The organism is Serratia sp. Tan611 (assembly GCF_905188235.1).
GTDB lineage: Bacteria > Pseudomonadota > Gammaproteobacteria > Enterobacterales > Enterobacteriaceae > Serratia_B > Serratia_B rhizosphaerae.
In genome coordinates this window covers 3788665-3810630 of sequence record NZ_LR994655.1, presented here as the reverse complement: position 1 = coordinate 3810630, position 21966 = coordinate 3788665, and the positions used below count along the sequence as shown (strand labels likewise).

Annotated in this window: 21 protein-coding genes; 4 read left to right on the top strand and 17 right to left on the bottom strand. The window is 58.3% G+C overall.

All coding sequences use genetic code 11. The features are described 5' to 3' along the window. Window positions 1-8: 8 nt before the first annotated feature. Window positions 9-428, bottom strand: coding sequence for a thioredoxin TrxC (gene trxC / locus TAN611_RS17985; RefSeq protein ID WP_111736575.1), 420 nt, complete (start codon window positions 426-428; stop codon window positions 9-11). Between the two features lie 205 nt (window positions 429-633). Between trxC and TAN611_RS17980 the strand changes: the two genes are divergently transcribed. After that, window positions 634-1686 carry a tRNA/rRNA methyltransferase gene (locus TAN611_RS17980; RefSeq protein ID WP_105232271.1) on the top strand — a complete coding sequence of 351 codons (1053 nt, stop codon included), beginning with the start codon at window positions 634-636 and terminating at the stop codon, window positions 1684-1686. Between the two features lie 57 nt (window positions 1687-1743). Here the strand turns inward: TAN611_RS17980 and emrB are convergent, their stop codons facing one another. From emrB to TAN611_RS17945, 7 genes are all read right to left on the bottom strand, one after another. Next, complete coding sequence (gene emrB, locus TAN611_RS17975) at window positions 1744-3243, bottom strand: multidrug efflux MFS transporter permease subunit EmrB (protein WP_111736576.1); 1500 nt, start codon at window positions 3241-3243, stop codon at window positions 1744-1746. Between the two features lie 59 nt (window positions 3244-3302). Continuing rightward, a complete protein-coding gene (gene emrA, locus TAN611_RS17970) occupies window positions 3303-4475 on the bottom strand; it encodes a multidrug efflux MFS transporter periplasmic adaptor subunit EmrA (protein WP_105232269.1) in 1173 nt (390 codons plus the stop codon). Between the two features lie 87 nt (window positions 4476-4562). Beyond that, on the bottom strand, window positions 4563-6014 hold the full coding sequence (locus TAN611_RS17965) for an efflux transporter outer membrane subunit (RefSeq protein ID WP_197950193.1): 1452 nt from the start codon (window positions 6012-6014) through the stop codon (window positions 4563-4565). Between the two features lie 30 nt (window positions 6015-6044). Further along, window positions 6045-6563 (bottom strand): transcriptional repressor MprA, encoded by a 519-nt coding sequence (gene mprA, locus TAN611_RS17960; protein ID WP_111736577.1) that lies wholly within the window; start codon window positions 6561-6563, stop codon window positions 6045-6047. Between the two features lie 172 nt (window positions 6564-6735). Then, a complete protein-coding gene (gene ygaH, locus TAN611_RS17955) occupies window positions 6736-7077 on the bottom strand; it encodes an L-valine transporter subunit YgaH (RefSeq protein WP_105232266.1) in 342 nt (113 codons plus the stop codon). After that, window positions 7067-7813: an AzlC family ABC transporter permease gene (locus TAN611_RS17950; RefSeq protein ID WP_203066824.1), complete on the bottom strand. Its 747-nt coding sequence runs from the start codon at window positions 7811-7813 to the stop codon at window positions 7067-7069. Before TAN611_RS17950 ends, ygaH begins: the two co-directional genes overlap by 11 nt. A 114-nt stretch (window positions 7814-7927) precedes the next feature. Then, window positions 7928-9130, bottom strand: a complete 1203-nt coding sequence (locus TAN611_RS17945; protein ID WP_105232264.1) for an MFS transporter — start codon at window positions 9128-9130, stop codon at window positions 7928-7930. Between the two features lie 104 nt (window positions 9131-9234). Here TAN611_RS17945 and TAN611_RS17940 point away from each other — a divergent pair, with 104 nt between their 5' ends. Then, window positions 9235-10116 carry a LysR family transcriptional regulator gene (locus TAN611_RS17940; RefSeq protein WP_197950191.1) on the top strand — a complete coding sequence of 294 codons (882 nt, stop codon included), beginning with the start codon at window positions 9235-9237 and terminating at the stop codon, window positions 10114-10116. 41 nt (window positions 10117-10157) lie between these two features. Here the strand turns inward: TAN611_RS17940 and proX are convergent, their stop codons facing one another. From proX to proV, 3 genes are all read right to left on the bottom strand, one after another. Further along, window positions 10158-11162 (bottom strand): glycine betaine/L-proline ABC transporter substrate-binding protein ProX, encoded by a 1005-nt coding sequence (gene proX, locus TAN611_RS17935; protein ID WP_203066823.1) that lies wholly within the window; start codon window positions 11160-11162, stop codon window positions 10158-10160. Window positions 11163-11229: 67 nt separating this feature from the next. Next, a complete protein-coding gene (proW, locus tag TAN611_RS17930) occupies window positions 11230-12456 on the bottom strand; it encodes a glycine betaine/L-proline ABC transporter permease ProW (RefSeq protein ID WP_105232261.1) in 1227 nt (408 codons plus the stop codon). Then, complete coding sequence (gene proV / locus TAN611_RS17925; RefSeq protein ID WP_105232260.1) at window positions 12449-13651, bottom strand: glycine betaine/L-proline ABC transporter ATP-binding protein ProV; 1203 nt, start codon at window positions 13649-13651, stop codon at window positions 12449-12451. The genes proW and proV overlap by 8 nt, the downstream gene beginning before the upstream one ends. Before the next feature lie 106 nt (window positions 13652-13757). Here proV and TAN611_RS17920 point away from each other — a divergent pair, with 106 nt between their 5' ends. After that, a complete protein-coding gene (locus tag TAN611_RS17920; protein ID WP_203066822.1) occupies window positions 13758-14027 on the top strand; it encodes a hypothetical protein in 270 nt (89 codons plus the stop codon). A gap of 96 nt (window positions 14028-14123) precedes the next feature. Here TAN611_RS17920 and TAN611_RS17915 read toward each other — a convergent pair whose 3' ends face one another. Together TAN611_RS17915 and TAN611_RS17910 are read right to left on the bottom strand one after the other, a co-directional pair. After that, window positions 14124-14810, bottom strand: a complete 687-nt coding sequence (locus tag TAN611_RS17915; protein ID WP_203066821.1) for a response regulator — start codon at window positions 14808-14810, stop codon at window positions 14124-14126. 21 nt (window positions 14811-14831) lie between these two features. Then, window positions 14832-16424 carry a sensor histidine kinase gene (locus tag TAN611_RS17910; protein ID WP_105232257.1) on the bottom strand — a complete coding sequence of 531 codons (1593 nt, stop codon included), beginning with the start codon at window positions 16422-16424 and terminating at the stop codon, window positions 14832-14834. 325 nt (window positions 16425-16749) lie between these two features. Between TAN611_RS17910 and TAN611_RS17905 the strand changes: the two genes are divergently transcribed. Continuing rightward, window positions 16750-18105, top strand: coding sequence for a 2-hydroxycarboxylate transporter family protein (locus TAN611_RS17905; RefSeq protein ID WP_187044231.1), 1356 nt, complete (start codon window positions 16750-16752; stop codon window positions 18103-18105). A 58-nt stretch (window positions 18106-18163) separates the two neighbouring features. Here the strand turns inward: TAN611_RS17905 and nrdF are convergent, their stop codons facing one another. The 4 genes from nrdF to nrdH are packed head-to-tail and all read right to left on the bottom strand — an operon-like array spanning window position 18164 to window position 21908. Beyond that, window positions 18164-19123: a class 1b ribonucleoside-diphosphate reductase subunit beta gene (nrdF, locus tag TAN611_RS17900; protein ID WP_111736583.1), complete on the bottom strand. Its 960-nt coding sequence runs from the start codon at window positions 19121-19123 to the stop codon at window positions 18164-18166. A gap of 8 nt (window positions 19124-19131) precedes the next feature. Further along, the gene (nrdE, locus tag TAN611_RS17895) at window positions 19132-21276 is read right to left on the bottom strand and encodes a class 1b ribonucleoside-diphosphate reductase subunit alpha (protein ID WP_105232254.1); all 2145 of its coding nucleotides are present in this window, start codon (window positions 21274-21276) and stop codon (window positions 19132-19134) included. Next, window positions 21258-21662 carry a class Ib ribonucleoside-diphosphate reductase assembly flavoprotein NrdI gene (nrdI, locus tag TAN611_RS17890; RefSeq protein ID WP_111736585.1) on the bottom strand — a complete coding sequence of 135 codons (405 nt, stop codon included), beginning with the start codon at window positions 21660-21662 and terminating at the stop codon, window positions 21258-21260. The genes nrdE and nrdI overlap by 19 nt, the downstream gene beginning before the upstream one ends. Before the next feature lie 9 nt (window positions 21663-21671). Further along, window positions 21672-21908, bottom strand: coding sequence for a glutaredoxin-like protein NrdH (gene nrdH, locus TAN611_RS17885; RefSeq protein ID WP_105232252.1), 237 nt, complete (start codon window positions 21906-21908; stop codon window positions 21672-21674). Window positions 21909-21966: the final 58 nt, after the last annotated feature.

Here is a 21966-nt window from a genome sequence, read left to right as displayed (position 1 = left end):
GTTTTGCGTTACACTGATTCATCAAGCCAGTTGTCAAACGGCGCTTTGGGCATCGCGCCGCTGAGCATATCCACCATTTTCCCGTCGCGGAACAGCATGATGGTCGGGATGCTGCGAATCCGGAAGCGCGCGCTGAGTTCAGGTTCAGCTTCGGTGTTGACCTTGACGAAGCGCACCTTGCCGGCCCGTTCTTCGGCAACGTCTTCGAAAATCGGCGCAAAGTTGAGGCAGGGGCCGCACCACGGCGCCCAAAAGTCAACCACTACCGGCAGGTCATCCTGCAGTAATTTATCCAGGGTCTCTGCGGTGGCGTTAATCACCTCGCCATCGAATAATTCATGGCCGCAGCGGCCGCATTTGGCGCCGTCAGTCAGACGGTCTTGCGGGACGCGGTTGGTGGCGTTACAAGCGGAGCAAACTGTATTCATGGGAACCTCGGGTACGGGTAGCTGACATAGCGCGCAAGCGTGGCGGCTATGTTTCGTTAATGCTGTTTATTATCGGCAAAAGCGCGTTATCGAACAAAGAGGTTTGTTCAATGAATGTAATAGCCGGGATCTTATTCGTCCAAGTTGGTGGCTTAGCAGACCGACATCAGGTAATCTTCGCGCCTGCGCGTTGGTGGAGAAGACAATGAACGACTCATTTAGTGGCAAAAACGGCAAAGTTAAAGTGATGTACGTCCGCAATGACGAAGACGGCGGCGACGATCGTAACAACAAACGCCCGGCCGGCAAAGGCCGTCCGGCGGACAAGTCGCGCTCCGGTCGCGGCGCTCAGGATAATAAGGCGCGCGGCGGCGACCGCGGCGGGCGTCGTCCGGCACGTACGGAAGGACGCGGCGGCAATGATTCGCCGTGGAAAACCGTATCGCGCGGCCCGGATGCGGAGCCGGCGTTTGACCACGGCGGCATCAGCGGCAAAAGTTTTATCGATCCGGAACAGCTGCGCCGCCAGCGTGCGGAAGAAACGCGGGTGTATGGCGAGAATGCCTGTCAGGCGCTGTTCGCCAGCCGTCCTGACGCTATCGTGCGCGCCTGGTTCGTGCAGTCGGTGACGCCGCGTTTCCGCGAGGCGCTGCGCTGGATGGCGGCTAACCGTAAGGCTTACCACGTGGTGGATGATGAAGAGCTGGCAAAAGCGTCCGGCACCGAGCACCACGGCGGCGTCTGCTTCCTGATCAAAAAGCGCCAGGGACTGGATGCGACCACTTACCTGAAGACGGCGCCGGCCAGTGACTGCGTGCTGGCGCTGGAAGCGGTGGGCAACCCGCACAACCTGGGGGCGATCATGCGCTCCTGCGCCCACTTCGGCGTGAACGGCGTGCTGCTGCAGGATCCGGCGCTGCTGGAATCCGGCGCGGCGGTACGTACCGCAGAAGGCGGCGCGGAGCATATCAAGGCGATCAATGCCGACGACTTTCTGTCGGTGCTGGATAGCTTCCGCCAGGCGGGCTACACCATCGTGACCACCTCCAGCCATAAAGGCGTGGCGTTGGCGCAGGCCAAACTGCCGGCCAAAATGGTGCTGGTGCTGGGTCAGGAACGCGATGGCCTGAGCGACGGCGCCTGGCAGCAGGGGGACATGAACGTCTCCATCGGCGGCACCGGCAAGGTGGAGAGTCTGAACGTCTCGGTCGCGACCGGCATTCTGCTGGCGGACTGGTGGCGTCAGAATCAGGCGTAATGGCCAGATTGCGATAAAAGAAACGGGCGCCTGAGGCGCCCGTTTTTTATGGATGGATCAGTGGGCGCCGTCGCCGCCCCCGCCGCTGGAACTGAACGGTGGTTTGGCGAACCACACCAGCGCCAGCAGAATCAGGAACACCCCCGCCGACAGCCAGAAGATTTCGTTGGCCGAGATAATCAGCCCCTGAGCGGTAATCTGCTGGGCGATATACCCCGAAGCCTGCTGTTGGCTCATTCCCAACTGCTCAAGCTGGTGGTACATCTCCTGCGACTGCGGGTTGTAAGGGTTCACAAACTCCGTCAGCTGCGAATGGTGCAGCGATTCGCGCTGCGTCCACAGCGTGGTGGTGATCGAGGTGCCGATTGAACCGGCCAGAGTACGCACGAAGTTCGACAGGCTCGACGCCGCCGCCATACGCTCCGGCGGCAGGCCGGACAGGGTAATCGTCGTCAGCGGCATAAAGAAGCAGGCGATGGCGAAGCCCTGGACGAACTGCGGCCAGGCGGAGGCGCCGAAGTCCATACCCGGTTCAAAGGTATAGGCGCGCCAGTAGAAGCACACGGCATACATAATAAAGCTGAAGGTCACCAGCCGGCGCATATCCAGCCGGTGGCCGAATTTGCCGATGAGCGGCGACAGCAGCACCGGGATCAGGCCGACCGGCGCCGAGGCCAGCCCGGCCCAGGTCGCAGTGTAGCCGTACACCTCCTGCAACAGCTGCGGCAACAGGACGATGGCGCCGAAGTAGAGCATATAGGCCAGGCTGATGCACAGCACACCGATGGTAAAGTTACGCGACTTGAACAGCGACAGATCCACCACCGGGTGATCGTCCGTCAGCTCCCAGACCACCAGGAACAGCAGCGCCACCACCGCCACCACCGTCAGGGTGATGATTTCGGTGGAGTTGAACCAGTCCAGCTCTTTCCCCTGATCCAGCATCACCTGCAGCGAACCGATGCCCACCACCAGCAAAATCAGCCCGATAGTGTCTATCGGTTTGATCTCGGTTTTGGTTTCACGGCCGCGCAGCGTCGCCAGGGCGGCGAAAATCACAAACGCCCCGATAGGGATGTTGATGAAGAAGATCCAGCCCCAGTGATAGTTGTCGCTGATATAGCCGCCGAGAATCGGGCCGAAAATAGGCGCGACGATCACCGTCATCGACCAGAGCGCCAGCGCCATGGCCCGCTTCGCCGGCGGATAGTTATTCAGCAACAGGCTTTGGGACAGCGGGATCAGCGGGCCGGCCACCAGCCCCTGGATCACGCGGAAGAAGATCAGCATGCCCAGACTGTTGGAGATACCACACAGCCAGGAAGCGATGGCGAACAGCGCGGTGGACCACAGGAACAGCCGCACTTCGCCGAAGCGCTTCGCCAGCCAGCCGGTAATCGGGATGGAGATGGCGTTCGCCACCCCGAACGAGGTGATAACCCAGGTGCCCTGCGAGTTGGATGACCCGAGGTTACCGGCGATGGTCGGTATCGCAACGTTGGCAATGGTGGAGTCCAGCACCTGCATAAAGGTCGCCATGGCGAGCGCGACCGTCATCCAGGCAAGCTGGGCCCCCTCAAGCGGTTTTTGTGCTGCCAAGGTAGCCTCCCGCTCGCTTAACCGGCGTTAGCATGAATAACATCGGCGATCATCTGGTTCACCGGCGCCAGCTGCAGCGTCAGCGCATCGCTCTGATAGCGCGGCTTGTCGTTGACCACGTTGGCCAGCATGCGGCCGTTGAGGTCGCTGGTATCGACGTTCACCAGCGTAGACAGGCCGATGCGCAGCGGATGATCGGCAATCTGCTTGGCGTCCAGCTCGATACGTACCGGCAGGCGCTGCACCACTTTAATCCAGTTGCCGGTGGCGTTCTGCGCCGGCAGCAGGGAGAAGGCGCTGCCGGTGCCCATATCGATACCGACCACTTTGCCGTGATACACCACGTCGTCGCCGTAGACATCGCTGACCACGGTGGCCGGCTGGCCGATGCGCATATTGGCGATCTGCGTTTCTTTAAAGTTGGCGTCAACCCACACGTGATCGGCCGGCACTACCGCCATCAGCGGCGAACCGGCGGCGATCTGCGCGCCGACCTGTACGCTGCGGCGTGAGACATAGCCGGTGATCGGGCTGATCACTTTGGTGCGCTGCAGCGCCAGCCAGGCGTCGCGCATCTGTGCGGCAGCCTGTTGCACGGCCGGCTGCTGTTCCAGCGGCGTATTCAGCACCATCGCCTGATTGGCGTTGTATTGCTGCACGGCCACTTCCAGCGCGGCTTTAGCGCTGGTGACGGCGTCGCGCGCGTGTTGCAGCTCTTCACGGCCGATGGCGTCGACGCTGCCCAGCACCACGCGACGCTTGAGGTCGTTCTCCGCCTTGCTCAGGTCAGATTTGCGCAGGGCGATATTGGCCTGATACTGCTTACTGTTGATAATCAGCTGGTGGGTCTGACGCACGCTGTTGGCCAGCCCGGTTTTCGCCCGTTCGAACGCCTGTTCGGCGTCGGTCGGGTCGAGAGTCAGCAGCACATCGCCCTGTTTGACGTAATCGGTATTATCGAAATTGATGCGCGTTACGCTGCCGCCGACCTGGGACATAATCTGCACCTGGTTGCCCGCCACGTAGGCATCGTCGGTTTCCTGATGATGACGCAGCACCAGGAACCAATACACTAAATAAGCCACCCCAATAACAATAAAAATCACCGTCAGCAGAAGCAGCCAAAATTTACGCTGTTTCTTTTTGCCTGTCGGTTGCTGCGGGGTTTGTGTCTCCGCATTTGTGCTCATGGTTTTCTCCACGTTTTTCCTTGCCGGTTCAGGCGACGACGCACGCCGGCCGCCGTGATACCGCTTTAATTATTTTGGATAGAGTTATTATGCTTTTTCGTCCGTGGCCGACGGGGCTTGATAGCCGCCGCCCAGCGCGCGGATCAGTCCTATCTTCGCCTGCATCATATTGCTGCTGGCGCTTAATTCCGTCAGTTGCTGCTGGATCAGCTGCGTCTGACTGGATAACAGATCGTCACGCCCGATAATCCCTGCCCGGTAACGTGCATTGGCGACCTGGTAAACTTGCTGCATAGACTGCGAGGCCGAGGAGGCCTGCTGCAACTGCTGGGCGGTACTTTGCTGAACCGTAATGGCGTCAGCGGTTTCCTGCAGCGCATTGAGGATAGTCTGGTTATAGGATTCTACCGCCTGATCGTAGAGGGCGGACTCTTCACCCAGCTTGCTGCGCAGCGCGCCGGCGTGGAAGATCGGCAGCGAAATCGCCGGGGCGATATTCCAGGCCTGGCTGGCGGCTTCGAACAGGTTCGGGCTGGTGCCGTTGACGTTGGTGGTGGTCAAACCGGCGAAGGCGGAAATCGACAGGCTCGGATAGAACTCTTTACGGGCCGCGGCGACGCGCTGGTTATAGGATTCCACCAGCTGACGCTGGGCCGCAATGTCCGGGCGTTTACCCAGCAGGTCGGCGGTCAGCTCGCCTTTCGGCGACAGCAGCGAGTCGGCCGGCAGTTTCACCGGACGCAAATGCTGCATCGCATTCGGGCCCTGGCCGCTTAGGGCTGCCAGCTGGTGTTTTAACTGCTCGATTTGCGACTGCAGCTGCAGAATCTGCTGCTTGGCCGCATCGGACTGTGCTTTGGTTTGTTGCGGTACGTCAACGCCGGTCATCCCGGCCTGATATTGCTGCTGGCGCAGCTGCGTCAGGCGGTCGTTGTTCGTTACTTCCTGCTGCAGCAGTTTTTCCTGCGCATAATAGTTCTGCAGCAGGTAATAGGCCGAAGCTACGGAGCTGGTCAGCGTCAGCGCCGCCTGTTCCTGCTCGGCGCGCGCGGCGTCAACCTGCGCTTTGGCGGCGTTGACCTGGTTGCGGTATTTGCCCCACCAGTCAAATTCGTAGGCCAGGTTCAGGCCGAGCGAGTTGGAGCTGGAGTAAATTGGCTTGTTGGGATAACCAAGGCCGGAGTTGACGTTTTGCGGGGTACGCTGGCGGGTGGTGCCGGCGTTGAGATCCAGGTTCGGGCCGTTGGCGGCGCTGGCTTCACCCATCACGCTGCGTGCTTCGCGCACCCGTGCGGCAGCCTGCTTCAGCGACGGCGAGTTTTGCAGCGCCTGAGTCATCAGGCCATCGAGCTGCGGATCGTTGAGGGCGCGCCACCACTGCGGGCTGATGGCCAGCGAACTGACCTTCGGTTGCGCCAGCTGCAGGTTTTGCGGATCCATCAGGGTAGACTGCGGGGCTATATTATCGGTAGATGCACACCCGGCCAGCAGTAAAACGGCGAACAGCGGGGTGAGTCTCCAGTTAAATGGGGATCGCATAAATTTGGTTACCTGAACAGAAATGAATAATTAGGATAACTGTTCTGAGACTTCCATTTGATCCAGACGTGCCAGCAGTTTGCGCGTCAGCTGCTCCAGCTGGCGTTGCTCATCGTTATTGAGTGTGGACCAAAGGAAATGCAGACATTTGTGCTGCGGCGGCAGCAGTTGCGCCAGGAATTCGGTGCCTTTTGGCGTCAAATGCAGATGCAGACAGCGGCGGTCGTTGTCGCTTTCCTTACGTTCAATCCACCCGCGTTTTTCCAGCTCATCGGCGATGCGTGTCGCATTGGTGCGCGAAGAGCCGAGTGCGGAGCTGAGCTCCGAAGGCTGAATGCTGTGGTTTTCCTGTGCATCCAGCGTAATCAGCGCCATAAACAATGTCTCGTTTATCCCTTGGGCCTTCAGCATTTTATTGCGATTTTCCAGCAACTTGCTTTGCATATGCATGCACAGCCGCGTCAGCAGAATTTCCTGATAGGGGAAGTCTTTCTGACGTTTGGCGCGGAAATTCAACATATTTTCTATGGGGGTAAACGAGTTTTCCATTATTTAGGGGCCTCATTGATTACGTTCGGTATAGTAACGATAGTGATTAATAATGTAAATCTTCAGCTTGGTGAATAATTTAACAATTTGTGTCATTTATTTGCCGTGATTGCGCCATTAATCGCCACTTTGCGCATGGTTATGTGAGGGAGCGCACGTAATGGCTCTCGGCTCAACCAAAAACAATAAGAATTTTTAAAGTAATGCCGAACGCCAGCGCGCCGAACAGCGTAGCGTAAATAATGCTTTTCGTGCGGTAAAAGCATAGCGCCAGCGCGGCGAAACCGGTTAACGTCGGCAGCAGCCTGGCGTGATCGCGCATCACCTCCGGGGTACTGGAAACCACCAGCAGCGCGCAGATGGAGGCAATGCCGATGCTGTCGAGCAGCAGGGCGATTTTACCGCGCGGCATACCCGGCCGTTGACGCGCCGGGGCAAACCGCAAGGGCAGGTAACGGAACAGGTAATTCGCGCAGCCGACCACCAGACCGATAAGCAGTACATCAGCGTTCATCGACGTTCTCCGTTGCCGTTGGTTGTAACAGCGCCGCCAGGCAGCCTGCGCCTATACCGCTCAGGATTGCCGCCGGAATAGAGAAACACAGCAGCCCCAGCAGCGCGCCGGCCAGTGAAGCGGCGATGATCAGACTTTGCGGGCGGGTGAAGGCAGCCAGCAGAAAACTGAGAAACAGCGCGGGCAGCATAAAGGAGAGCGAGGCCTCAATAACCGGGAACTGCTCCAGCGGGCCGTTGCCAAACAGAGCGCCTAACGCCGTGCCCGCCACCCAGGCGAGCCATGAGCTGAGCGCGATGCCGAGCATCCAGTTCTCGCTCCAGCTGCGCCGGTCGCGGATCAGTTTGGCGCTGGCGGCGGCGAAGACCTCGTCGGTCAGGCCAAATGCCCACAGAGCAGTTTTACCTTTGGACAGGCGGGCGCTAATGCGGTGGCGCAGCGCCGGCCCGTAGAGAATATGGCGGATATCCATCGCCATCACCGTCAGCGCGGACACCCACAGCGACATCCCGGCGCTGAGCAGCGCAGTGATGACGAACTGGCTGGCGCCAGCGTAGATGATGCAGGAAAAAAACAGGCTTTCCAGCGGCGAGAAGCCGAGCTTGACGGCGCTGAGGCCAAAGGCGAACGCCACCGGTAGGTAGCCGATAACGATTGGCAGGCTGTCAATAATGCCATTGACGAAAGTAGAGCGTGCGGTGGAAGGCGTCAGGTTCTCAGAGGCTTGGCTTTGCATATTGTCGGCGGCACAGAATAGGAGACCAATAGTTTATCTCCAGAACATTACCAGAGAGTGAGTAATGTTTATACCCTGTGCCGCTAATAAATTTCACTGGTTATTGTTTTCTTGCTAATCAGATTTTGACCGCCACTGGGGGTCGTGCCGCTGGCCGCGCCACCAGATTAACAGGCTGATGATGCACAGCGTAATGCCGGCGGCGGCGACACCGTACCAGCCTGCATGTTGGTAGGCAGAGGCCGACAGCAGCGAGCCCAGCGCGCCGCCGATAAAGTAGCTGGTCATATAACCGGCGGTCAGACGGTTGCGCGCGTCGGGCATCACGCGGTAAATCACGCTCTGGTTGGTGACGTGTACCGCCTGCACCGCCAGGTCCAGAATGATGATGCCGATTAATAGTGCCCAGAGTGATTGTTTAGCTAAAGCGATGGGTATCCAGGATAACAGCAGCAGGATCAGCCCGGCGCTGGTGGTGAATCCGGCCCGGCCTTTATCCGTCTGCTGGCCGGCGTGGGAAGCAGCCAGCGCGCCGGCGGCGCCGACCAGGCCGAACAGACCGATAACGCCTTCAGAATAACCGAACGGCGGGGCGGCCAGCAGAAACGCCATCGAGGTCCACAGCACGCTGAAATTGGCGAAGGAGAGCGCGCCGAGCAGGGCGCGGGTGCGCAGCAGCGGCGTGGTGCCGAACAGTACGAAGATCGATTTCAGCAGCTGCGGGTAATTCAGCCCGCTGTGCTGCTTATAGCGCGGCAGCGCGCGCCACAGGATCAGCGCCATGACGATCATCAGCGCGCTGGCCACCCAGTAAATGGTGCGCCAGCCGCCGACGGAGGCCAGCGCCCCGGCGACGGTGCGCGCCAGCAGAATGCCGAGCAGCAGGCCGCTCATAATAATGCCGACGGTTTTGCCGCGTTTTTCCGGATGCGCCAGCGTCGCCGCCAGCGGCACCAGAATTTGCGCCACCACGGAAAACAGCCCGGTCAGTGCGGTGCCGAGGATCATCACCGCCAGCGTACTGGAGGTGGCGGTGATCAACATGCCGCCGGCGGCCAGCAGTGTCATAAACACGATCAGGCCGCGCCGTTCGAACATATCGCCGAGCGGCACCAGAAACAGCAGGCCGACGGCATAGCCCAACTGGGCGGCGGTGACGATAAAGCCGGCCTGATTAACCGACAGGTTAAACTGCTGGGCAATGGTTTCCAGCAGCGGCTGGGCGTAATAGTTGCTGGCGACGGCCAGGCCGGTCGCCATGGCGATCAGCGCGGTCAGCGCCGGACTGAGTCCCGGGTGTTCTGTTGTTGTTTTCATCGGATTTCAGATAACTGGAAAAAGTGCGCAGAGTATCGGGCAGGAAAGCTGACAAATCCAATGTATAATTTTCATTTTATTTATCTCATTTCACGATAGATGCCATGAACCTGAAACAGATCCGCTATGCGCTGGCGGTGGCGGAGGAGCAGAGTTTTACCCGCGCCGCTCAGCGTTGCCATACCGTCCAGTCAGCCCTTAGCCACCAGATTGCCAAACTGGAGGAGGAACTGGGCTGCGTGCTGTTTGAACGCACCTCGCGCCGGGTGTCGCTGACCTCGGCCGGGCGCGCGTTTATCCTGCCGGCACAGCGGCTGCTGTCGGCTCGTCAGACGCTGGTGGATGAAGTGGTGTCGGCCAGCGGCACGCTGTCCGGCACGCTGACCATTGGCACCATCTCAACGCTGAATGCGATAGATCTGACGGAAAAGCTGGCGGCCTTTCATCGCCATCATCCGGCGGTCAATATTCGCCTGTACGTGGGGATCAGCGAGCTGCTGCTGGAAAACGTTCGTCAGCAGCAGACCGACGTAGCGTTTGTCGGCATCTGGCCGGGGGACAAGGATATGCTGCCGGCCTCTCACCGTCTGCTGACCGATGAGCCGCTGGTGGCTCTGGTGTCGCCTCGCCATGCGCTGGCCGGCTGTCGGCAGGTGACGCTGCCGGCACTGGCGGAAGTTCCGCTGGTGGATTTTTATAGCGGCACCGGCGCCCGGCGGCAGACCGACCGCGCCTTTCAGGCCGCCGGGGTCAGGCGGCACGTCAGCTTTGAAATCGACCATATTGAATGGCTGGAGAATCTGGTGCGCAGCGGGCTGGCGACCGGCATCGTGCCGGTTTCTACCGCCCTGCGTCTGAGCGGACTGGTGGCGGTGCCCATCAAGGATGGCCCGCGCAGACAGGTGTATTGCGCCTGGCATCAGCCGCTGTCCAGGGCGGCGGAGCGCTTTTTACAGTTTAGCGACCTGGGGCCGGCGGGAGAGTGAGAATCGGCCCTCCCGCAGAGAGAGGGCCGTAGAGGGAGGGATTACTTCTTCGCCGCGGCTTCTTCGGCGGTTTTCACCCAGCCGTCAAATGTTGCCTGATGGGCCTTGATCCAACCGTTAACGTGGTTTTCGATATCGGATTCAGACGCCTGGCCTTCATGCATACGCAGGTTTTGGGCGTTGATATCGGCGATAGGCAGTTTCATGGTGGCGAACAGCTTGGCGGCTGCCGGGTTCTTCTCTGCCCACTGTTTGTTGGCGGCAATACGCATGGTATTGACCGGGAAGCCATAGTTGGCGCCGTTAGGCAGCTTGGTGTCGACGTTCTTCTGCTCGCCCGGCAGGGAGGAGAACGGCACCTGCAGCCAGACCACATCGCGCCCCGGTACCAGTACGTCGCTCACCCAGTATGGCGTCCAGGTGTAGTACAGGATCGGTTTGCCTTCCTTGAAGCGGGTGATGGTGTCGGCGATCATTGCCGCGTAGTTGCCCTGATTGTGCGTGACGGTCTTTTCCAGCCCGTAGGCGTCCAGATGGTGGTTAATCACCGCTTCACAGCCCCAGCCCGGCGTACAGCCGGTCATATCGGCCTTACCGTCGCCGTTGGTGTCGAACAGCTTGGCGATTTTCGGATCTTTCAACTGCTCCACGTTGGTGATGTGATATTTTTCTGCGGTTTTCTTGTCGATCAGATAGCCCTGTGCGGCGCCGTTGACGTATACCCCTTCACGGTAGAACTTGGCATCACCGCCGGCGGCCTTGTACTGGTCGGCGTGCAGCGGATCCCAGTTGACGGCGAGGAAGGTGGCGTCGCCGGAGGCGATTGAGGTATAGGCAACGTTGTAGTCGACTTCACGCGGTGGTTTAACGTCGTAGCCCAGTTTTTCCAGCGCCTTGCTGACCAGCAGGGTCTGGAAGGTCTCTTCCGAAATGGTGCTCTGCACCGGTTGTACCGAAATACCTTTTCCTGGCAAATCAGCAGCGGAAGCAACCTGTGAACCAATCAGTGTGGTAAGGGCGACAGCCCAGATTCCTGTAGTGCGCATAGTCTTTCCTCTGTGTTTGATGTTGTGGCGTTGTGACCCGCCGGAACGCTGCCGGCGGGAAAACCTCTCAGGCTTTTTTCATAAATGGCCGGGCGAGCAGGCCGATGGGACCGTGGGCGTACCAGCGATGGGCGCCTTTGCTGCGGCTGTCACGCCCCAGCGACTGGGTGAGACGGTCAAGGATAATGGCCAGAATCACGATGCCGACGCCCCCGACGGCGGCCAGGCCCATGTCGAGCCGGCCGATGCCGCGCAGCACCATCTGTCCCAGACCGCCGACGGCGATCATCGAGGCGATCACCACCATCGACAGCGCCAGCATCAGCGTCTGGTTAACCCCGGCCATAATGGTCGGCATTGCCAGCGGCAGTTGCACCTTGAACAGCAGCTGGCGCGGGCTGGAACCGAAGGATTCGGCCGCTTCGATCAGATCTTCCGGCACCTGTTTGATCCCGAGGATCGTCAGACGCACGATCGGCGGCAGGGCGAAGATAATGGTCACCACCACGCCTGGCACGTTGCCGATACCGAACAGCATGACGATCGGCACCAGATAGACAAACGCCGGGGTGGTCTGCATGGCGTCGAGCAGCGGCCGGATGATTTTGGCGGCGTGTTTGCTGCGCGCCAGCCAGATGCCGAGCGGCAGGCCGATGACGATACAGAAGAACAGCGCCGTCAGCACCAGCGCCAGCGTCACCATCGCCTGCGACCAGGCGCCGATTGCGCCGATGGCGATCAGCGACACCAGCGTGGCGGCGCCCATGCCGAGGCCGGACAGCTGCCAGGCGATCAGCGAGAACACGATAATGGCGATTGGCGCCGGCATCCCCAGCAGCAGCTGTTGAAAGCCGCTGAGGATAAAATCAACCGGCACGCGAATGCCCTGAAACAGCGGGCGGAAATGCAGCACCAGCCAGTCGATGCCCTGCGTGACCCAGGAGTCAAACGGCACCCAGGCTTTGTGGAACGGGTCGAGCAGGTTGAAGTGCTCCGGCTGGGCCGGCGCGCTGTTCAGCCAGTCTGCGCCGCCCTGGGCAGCCTGCTGTCCGGCATCATGCGCGGCAGGCGGCGGGCTGCTGGACCAGGCGTCCGCGCCATTCCCGGCCGGTGCCTGTGCGGGCGCATCGCCGGCGGAACCGCCGGTTGACCAGGGATCGCTGCTGCCGCCTGCGGGGGCGTCCTGTGCCGGAGCGCCCTGTGTCGGGGCATCCTGCGCCGGCGTGTTTTGCGCCGGGGCGTCAGGTTGTTCAGAGGCGCTTGCCCACGGATCTTGGTTTTTGTCATCACTCATTCGCTGGGCCCTCTTTATCTAAAGCCTGCAGCAGCATGGCTTTGGAGATGATTCCGATATAGGTGTGCTCGTCGTCGATAACCGGTACGGCGCAGGGCGCCTGCGCTACCAGCGAAATCAGTTCGCTGAGCGGCATATCGGCAGCAACCGGCGCCGGGGCTTCCAGCAGTGCGTCATCAAGGCTCAGGTTGGCCTCCAGCGCTTTTTCCAGCGAGTCGATCGACACCACGCCGACAAATTTCTGCCCGCGGTCGAGCACGTAGCCATAGCCGCGGTCTTCGTCACGCAGCAGACGCAGCGCCGAACGCGGGCCGAAACCGGGCGCTTTGCGGATCAGGGTGACCGGGCGGCGCTGGGCGATATCCTTCGCGCTGAAAACGTGGCTGATATCGACGCCGCGGAAGAAGGTGCGGACATAGTCGTTGGCCGGGTTGTTGAGGATTTCATCCGGCGTGCCGACCTGAATCACTTCACCGCCCTGCATAATGGCGATGCGATCGCCAATGCGCATGGCTTCATCCAGATCGTGAGAGATAAATACGATGGTGCGCTGATGTTTGGCCTGCAGTTTCACCAGCTCATCCTGCATCTCGGTGCGGATTAACGGATCGAGCGCCGAGAAGGCTTCATCCATCAGTAATATATCCGGGTTATTCGCCATGGCGCGGGCCAGGCCGACGCGTTGGCGCATACCGCCGGATAATTCATCCGGGTAGGAGTGGGCATAATTTTCCAGCCCGACCTGACGCAGCGCCTCCAGCGCTTTTTGCTGCCGTTCCTGCAGCGGAATGCCGGCCAGTTCCATGCCGAATGCCGTATTATTTACTACATTCAGGTGCGGCATCAGCGCAAATGACTGGAATACCATGCTGATTTTATTTCTGCGCACCGTACGCAGCGCAGATTCCGATATTTTCGCAATATCTTCGCCGTCGATGCGTACTTCGCCGCGGGTGGGGGTGATCAGACGATTGAGAAGGCGTACCAGGGTTGACTTCCCGGAGCCGGAAAGCCCCATGATGACGAAGATTTCGCCTTCTTCAATGGCCAGATTGGCATTTTTCACGCCAAGTGAAAGTCCGGTTTTTTCAAACAACTGGTCTTTGCTGAACCCTTTGTCTATCAGCTTAAATGCGCGATCCGGATGTTCACCGAATATTTTATATAGATTCTTAACTTCTATTTTAATTGACATGCAATGTGCTGTTTCCTCTGGTTTATTTCAAACGATAAAAAACTTCCTAATACGAAAATAATAGTGCTTCATACCCTAACACAGTGAGCATTTGAGACAAGTCTCAATGTTATCAGTACGTCGGGCGGCGGTTTACATCAGGCGTTATCTTGGTTATGGTAAAATTGCCGGTGATTTAAAATTATTGGCAATGATCGCAAAATATTCCACTGAACAAGACGGATTTATTGATAAATATCTGTTGCCTGCGGCTGAAATGTCGGTTGATATTTTTCAGGATAAATCTTGCCTGCTGGAGGCATATTTTATCGTCCTGGATGACGGCGCAATGGGTAAATTTCAGCGTGGCGAAAATAATAAAAAACCCGGCGGATAGCCGGGTGAAATTCATCAGTATTCAACAACAGACGTCGACATCGAGGGGATATCGCCGGGGCAGTGTAACCGGCGACTGTGACAGTCTGATGTCACGTTACGCCTTACGGTACAAACGTCTGGGATGGCCGATATTGCCGTACACCATTTCGACCCGGACGAACTGCGTACTGACGCAGTATTCCAGGTAGCGGCGCGCGGTGGTTTTGCTGATGCCGGCCTGCTCGACAATATCCTCCACCGCATGGGCGTAATCCGGTCGGCGGATAAACAGCGCCTGCACCAGCTCCAGGGTATTGGGCTCGATGCCCTTGGCGCTCGGCTCATTGGAAAACTGCTTGGACTGCAGGTTATACAGGGCGTCGACGTTGCTCTGGTCGATCACTTTAAACGTACGCTGGGTCTGCACAAACTGCATAAAACGTTCCAGCGAGTTGCGCAGCCGTTTATACGACAGCGGTTTGATGATGTAATCAAAGGCGCCGTTACGAATGGCCTGGCTGCAGGTGTGCATATCGCTGGCGGCGGTGATGAAGATTACCGAACAGCCGGGATTTTTGACCGCAGGCTCTTCCATCAGCTCGATGCCTTGCCCGTCCGGCAGGAAATTGTCCAGCAGGATTAACCGCGGCCGTTGTGCGCTGACTTTGGCTCGCGCTTCGCTCAGGGTCGTGGCATAGGCGACGACGCGCAGATTAAAATTTTTCTCGATAAACTCTGCATGCAGCGTTGCCAGCTGCGGTTCATCTTCGACGATCAAAACGTCCAGTGCTTCAGGTTGCATGCTTCGGGTGCCCGTTTTTTATCAATTCTTGGGGATAAACAGGGAAAAAATGGCGCCGTGCGGCTCATTGTCCGACACTTCTATACTGCCGTGCGCCTGGGCGACATGGCTGGCGACCAGGTGCAGGCCGATGCCGTGATCGCCGTGCCGTTTGGTGGAAACGCCCTGTTCAAACAGCGTCTCGCGTATCTCCGCCGCGATGCCGCCGCCGTGGTCGGCGACCTCAATCACCAACTCATTGCCATTATCATTAATATAGAGTTCTACCGCGTCGTGCGGTGCAGCGCAATGCAGGGTTGCTTCCACCGCGTTATCCAGCAGGTTGCCGATAATCGACATCAGTTCGGTTTCATTCAGCGCGGCCGGTATCTGGCGCAGCTGACAGGCGGGGTCAAAACGCAGTTCCACGCCTTTTTCCCGCGCGCTGGCATATTTGCCCAGCAGCAGGCCGCACAGCGCCGCCGAACTGAAACGCTGCGAAATAAAGTCGAGGATCTCCTGCGCGCCTTCCGACTGCGCCTCCACGTAGCGTATGGCTTCGTCATAGCGCTGCATATGCAGCAGCCCGGCGAGGGTGGCAGTCCAGTTGAGTTGTTCGTGGCGCATAATGCGCAGGCTGTCGGCGTAGCGTTTCACCTGGCTGAGCTGGCTGCTCAGCGTATTGATGTCGTTTTTATCGCGGAAGCTGATCACCCAGCCCTGCAGACGATCTTCCTGCATGATGCGCACCCGGTTGGCGATCACCCGGACGTGGTTGAAGCGGCAGACCTCGTCGTGACAATCCTGGGCGAGCTGCGTCGGGCTGAAAAAGTCCGGCTGTGCCTGGATCACCTCGGCGATATCGCGCCCCATCAGGCTGCTGGCCGGCTGGCGCAGATCCAGCAGCTCGCGCGCGGCGTGGTTGATGGTGATGATCTTCTGCTGGGGATCGATGGCGATCACCCCTTCATAAATGGCTTCCAGCAGCGCCTTTTGTTGACGCACCAGCAGGGCGATATCCTGCGGCTCCAGCCAGAACATCTGGCGTTTGAGGTTTTTTGACAGCAGCCAGGAGAAAATAAACAGTGCGATCAGCAGCAGAATAATCGAGCCGATAATCTGCGTCAGGGTACGCGCATTTAAATTATCGATATGCGATTTAAGATAGCCGACCGACACAATGCCTATCACCTGATTATTTTCGTCGACGATCGGCGCTTTACTGCGTAACGATATTCCGATGCCGCCTTTGCGAATGGAAATAATGCTTTTACCTTCCAGCACCTCTTTATTATCGCCGCCGACCATCGCCGTGCCGTAACGGCCGGGATATTCGGAATGATAAAGGTGGCGAGCATGACGATCGCCGATCACAATATAACTGGCGTCGCTGCTGGCGCGGATTTTTTTCAGCAGGGCGGCAATGGCATGTGCGTCCTGTTGTTGCACCGCCTGCGCCAAAGAGGGAATCAGGGCAATTTCCCGGGCCTGCACCTGCGCCCGCGCGCCCAAATCGCGGTGCAGTTGGGCGTCCAGTTGATAATAGGTGTAAGCGCCGATCAGCGTCAGCAGCAGGCAGGAGAACGCGACCAGACACAGAAACAGTTTGATTTGAAATGAGAGTTTTCTACGCATGTCGGCCGTGGGTCAGGAAGCGAATTCGGTGGCTTACCCTATCACGAGATGCGTCGTCAGGTGTATTGCGTTCGATCATGTTGTGATCGCCGGCATGGCTTTATACTCGCCGTGGCGAATTCGTCTACACTGTTTATAATTCGATAAAGTTTAAATTAAATTATCTTTAAAACCATTAACACCACGCCATATTTTACATAACCCGATTAAAAACCATAGAAACCATAACCACCATTAAAAACCCTTTTTATCTTTGAACAGAATCACAGCGAATAATCTGTTGCATTATCTATGATGGCTGAACAAACCAATAAGAGGCCAGATTATGAGCACAACTGATGATTCTTATCTCGTTGCCGGCGATAAAACCGCAGACGTTCCGCTGCGGGAAAAGTGGTGGCGGGTTTTGGATAATTACAAAATAGGCATTATTCCGCTGCCGTTCTTTTTACTGGCTGGCGGACTGATTCTGCTCGACTGTCTGGAAGGCTCGTTGCCCAGCGATATCGTGGTGATGGTGGCGACGCTGGCCTTTTTTGGTTTTGCCTGCGGTGAGTTCGGCAAACGTCTGCCGCTGGTGGGGAAAATGGGGGCGGCAGCAATCTGCGCGACCTTTATCCCCTCTGCGCTGGTGCATTACGGTCTGCTGCCGGACGTGGTGGTGGCGTCGACCACCAAATTCTATAAGTCGACCAATATTCTTTATCTCTACATCTGCTGCATTATCGTCGGCAGCATTATGAGCATGAACCGCCAGGTGCTGATCCAGGGCTTCCTGCGTATCTTCGTGCCGATGCTGTGCGGCGAGATCGTCGGCATGCTGGTGGGGATGGGCGTCGGGCTGGCGCTGGGGCTGGAGCCGTTCCAGATCTTCTTCTTCCTGATCCTGCCGATCATGGCCGGCGGCGTCGGCGAAGGGGCGATTCCGCTGTCAATGGGCTATGCGACGATCCTGCATATGGAGCAGGGCGTGGCGCTGGGGCGCATTCTGCCGATCGTCATGCTCGGCAGCCTGACGGCGATCGTGATGGCCGGCCTGCTGAACCAACTGGGCAAACGCTACCCGCATCTCACCGGCGAAGGCAGCCTGATGCCGAGTAAAGCGGGCGGCAGCGAGATGTCGGCGGTCGAAAAAGTCAGCGGCAAGGTGGACGTCAGCACGCTGGCCTGCGGCGCGCTGCTGGCGATTCTGCTGTATATGGTGGGGATGCTGCTGCACCGTATGATTGGCCTGCCGGCACCGGTCGGCATGCTGTTTGCCGCCGTGGCGGTCAAACTGGCGCACGGCGTTTCGCCGCGTATCCAGGAAGGCTCACAGGTGGTGTATAAATTCTTCCGCACTGCGGTGACGTACCCGATTCTGTTCGCCGTCGGTGTGGCGATTACCCCGTGGCAGGAGCTGGTGGACGCCTTCACCGTGCAGAACCTGATCGTGATTGTCTGCACCGTCGGCGCGCTGGTGGGCACCGGTTTCCTCGTCGGTAAAAAAATTGGCATGCACCCGATCGATGTCGCCATTGTTTCCTGTTGCCAGAGCGGGCAGGGGGGCACCGGCGACGTGGCGATCCTGACGGCCGGCAACCGCATGTCGCTGATGCCGTTCGCCCAGATCGCCACCCGCATCGGCGGCGCGATCAACGTATCCCTTTCTCTGCTGGTGTTGTCGCATTTCTTTGCCTGATAGTGTTCCTTAGCAGGTCTTTGCCTTGCCCCGTCCCCACGGGGCTTTTTTTGGCCGCTTAAAACGCCCAGTCTTCATCTTCGGTGATCACCGCCTTGCCAATCACGTAAGACGACCCCGAACCGGAGAAGAAATCGTGGTTCTCGTCGGCATTGGGGGAGAGCGCCGACAGAATCGCCGGGTTAACCTCCGCCATGGATGCCGGGAACAGCGCCTCGTAACCGAGGTTCATCAACGCTTTGTTGGCGTTGTAGTGCAGGAAGGTTTTCACCTCTTCCGTCCAGCCCACCTCGTCGTACAGTTCCTCGGTGTAGTGCACCTCGTTTTCATACAGGTCCTGCAGCAGGTCGAAGGCAAAGCGCTTCACCTGCTGGCGACGGGCGGCGTCGACCTGCTCCAGCCCTTTTTGGAATTTATAGCCGATGTAGTAGCCATGCACCGCTTCGTCGCGGATGATCAGGCGGATCAGATCGGCGGTATTCGTCAGTTTGGCGCGGCTGGACCAGTACATCGGCAGATAAAAGCCGGAGTAGAACAGGAAGGATTCCAGAAACACGCTGGCGACCTTTTTCAACAGCGGATCGTCGCTGCGGTAATGCGCCAGAATGATATCGGCCTTTTTCTGCAGCGCGCGGTTCTCTTCACTCCAGCGGTAGGCCTCATCGACGTCGCGGGTCTGGCACAGCGTGGAGAAGATCGAGCTGTAGGAGCGTGCGTGCACCGCTTCCATAAAGCTGATATTGGAATAGACCGCCTCTTCATGTGGGGTGATGGCATCACCGATCAGCGTCGGCGCGCCGACGGTGTTCTGAATGGTGTCCAGCAGCGTCAGGCCGGTGAACACGCGAATGGTCAGCTGCTGCTCCTTCGGCGTCAGCGTGCCCCAGGAGGGGATATCGTTCGACAGCGGCACCTTCTCCGGCAGCCAGAAATTGGCGGTCAGCCGGTTCCATACTTCCAGATCCTTATCGTCTTCGATTTTATTCCAGTTGATCGCCTGGACTCTCTGCAGTTTCATAACGTTCCTCACAGCGCGCAGGACACGCAGCCCTGAACTTCGGTACCTTCCAGCGCCATCTGACGCAGGCGGATGTAGTAGATGGTTTTAATGCCCTTGCGCCAGGCGTAGATCTGCGCCCGGTTGATATCGCGGGTAGTGGCGCTGTCGCGGAAGAACAGCGTCAGCGACAGCCCCTGATCGACATGCTGGGTAGCGGCCGCGTAGGTATCAATGATCTTTTCCGGACCAATCTCGTAGGCGTCCTGGTAATACGCCAAATTATCATTGGTCATATAGGGCGCCGGATAATAGACGCGGCCGATCTTGCCCTCCTTGCGGATCTCGATACGCGAGACGATCGGATGGATGCTTGAGGTGGAGTTGTTGATGTAAGAAATCGAACCGGTTGGCGGCACCGCCTGCAAGTTCTGGTTGTACAAACCGTGCAGCATCACCGACTGGCGCAGCGCCTGCCAGTCCGCCTGTGTCGGGATAGAGACACCGGCGTCGGCAAACAGCGCGTTTACCCGCTCGGTCTGCGGCAGCCATGGGGTATCAATGTATTTGGCGAAGTATTCGCCGCTGGCATAGGCCGACTCTTCAAAGCCGCCGAAGCTGCATTTGCGCTCGATCGCCAGCTGATTCGAGGCGCGCAGGGCGTGATAGGCGACGCAGTAAAAATAGATATTGGTGAAGTCGATCCCTTCCGGCGAGCCGTAGAAGATGCGTTCACGCGCCAGATAGCCGTGCAGGTTCATCTGGCCGAGACCAATGGCGCGCGAGGCGCGGTTACCTTCGGCGACGGAGGGCACGGAACTGATATCGCTCATCTCTGCCACCGCGGTCAGCGCGCGAATGGCGGTTTCCACCGTTTTGCCGAAGTCCGGCGCGTCCATGGTTTTGGCGATGTTCAGCGAACCCAGGTTGCAGGAGATGTCCTTACCGATCTGCTGATAGCTGAGATCGTCGTTGTAGCGGCTGGCGCGGTTGACCTGCAGGATTTCCGAGCACAGGTTGCTCATATTGATGCGGCCGGCGATCGGATTGGCGCGGTTCACCGTATCTTCAAACATGATATAGGGATAACCGGACTCAAACTGAATTTCCGCCAGCAGCTGGAAAAACTCACGCGCGTTGATACGCGACTTGCGGATGCGCTTGTCGTCCACCATTTCGCGGTACTTTTCACTGACGCTGAGCTCCGACAGCGGCACGCCGTACACTCTTTCGACGTCATACGGCGAGAACAGGTACATCTCTTCGTTGTTTTTCGCCAGTTCGAAGGTGATGTCCGGGATCACGACGCCAAGGGACAGCGTCTTGATACGGATTTTCTCATCGGCGTTTTCGCGCTTGGTATCGAGGAAGCGCAGAATATCCGGATGGTGGGCGTGCAGATACACCGCGCCGGCCCCCTGTCGGGCGCCCAGCTGATTGGCGTAGGAGAAGGCATCCTCCAGCATCTTCATGATCGGGATCACCCCGGACGACTGGTTTTCGATCCGCTTGATCGGCGCGCCGGCCTCGCGGATATTGCTCAGCAGAAAGGCCACGCCGCCGCCGCGTTTCGACAGCTGCAGCGCCGAGTTCACCGCCCGGCCGATCGACTCCATATTGTCTTCGATCCGCAGCAGGAAGCAGGAAACCAGCTCGCCGCGCTGTTTTTTGCCGCTGTTCAGGAAGGTGGGCGTCGCCGGCTGGAAGCGTCCGGACACCATCTCCTCCACCAGATGCTGCGCCAGCGTGGTATCGCCGGCCGCCAGCGTCAGCGCCACCATACATACCCGGTCCTCATAGCGTTCCAGGTAGCGTTTGCCGTCGAAGGTTTTCAGCGTATAGCCGGTGTAATATTTAAAAGCGCCGAGGAAGGTCGCAAAGCGAAACTTTTTCGCATACGCCTGCTTAAACAGCTGCTTGATAAACGGGAAATCGTACTGCGTCAGCACCTGCGGTTCGTAGTAGCCCTCATCCACCAGATAGCGCAGCTTTTCCGCCAGATTATGGAAAAACACCGTGTTTTGGTTCACGTGCTGCAGGAAATAGTGGCGCGCGGCCTGTTTATCCTGCTCAAACTGGATGTGCCCTTCGGCATCGTAAAGGTTGAGCATGGCGTTAAGCGCGTGGTAGTCCAGCGCGTCGGCGCCGGGTCTGATCAATTCTGTCGTTGCCAAAATGCGGTTACTCCCTGTCGTACGTTTGCAACGTCTTGTGCGGTGCCGAGCAGTTCAAAGCGGTAAAGAAAAGGCACCTGGCATTTTTTGGCGATAATCTCGCCGGCGATGCCATACGCTGCGCCGAAGTTGGTGTTGCCGGCGGCGATGACGCCGCGCAGATAAGCGCGATTATGCGGATCGTTGAGAAAGCGGATTACCTGGATCGGCACCGCGCCGGTGGCGCTGCCGCCGCCATAGCTGGGTACGATCAAGATATAGGGGCGATCCACCTGCAGCTTTTCACGACTGCCGGCGATCGGGATGCGTATCGCCGGCAGCGCAAGTTTCTCAACGAACCTGTGTGTGTTCTCCGAACTGCTGGAGAAATAGACCAATGGATTCATCAGAACGACTCACGACGCCGTGGCGTGAATCAACGCGCCAATTTTGTCGGGGCGAAAGCCCGCCCAGTGATCGTCGCCGGCAACGATCACCGGAACCTGCTGGTAGCCTAATGATTTGACATGGTTGAGCGCTTGCTGATCCTGAGTGAGATCGATCACCTGATAAGCAATTCCCTGTTTATCGAATGCGCGATAGGTGGCGTTGCACTGGACACAGTCCGGCTTACTGTAAATAATAATACTCATGATTCGCATTTACCTTTTGGTTTGAAGGAAAGGCGGTAAAGTCAGAAACCAGAACCTG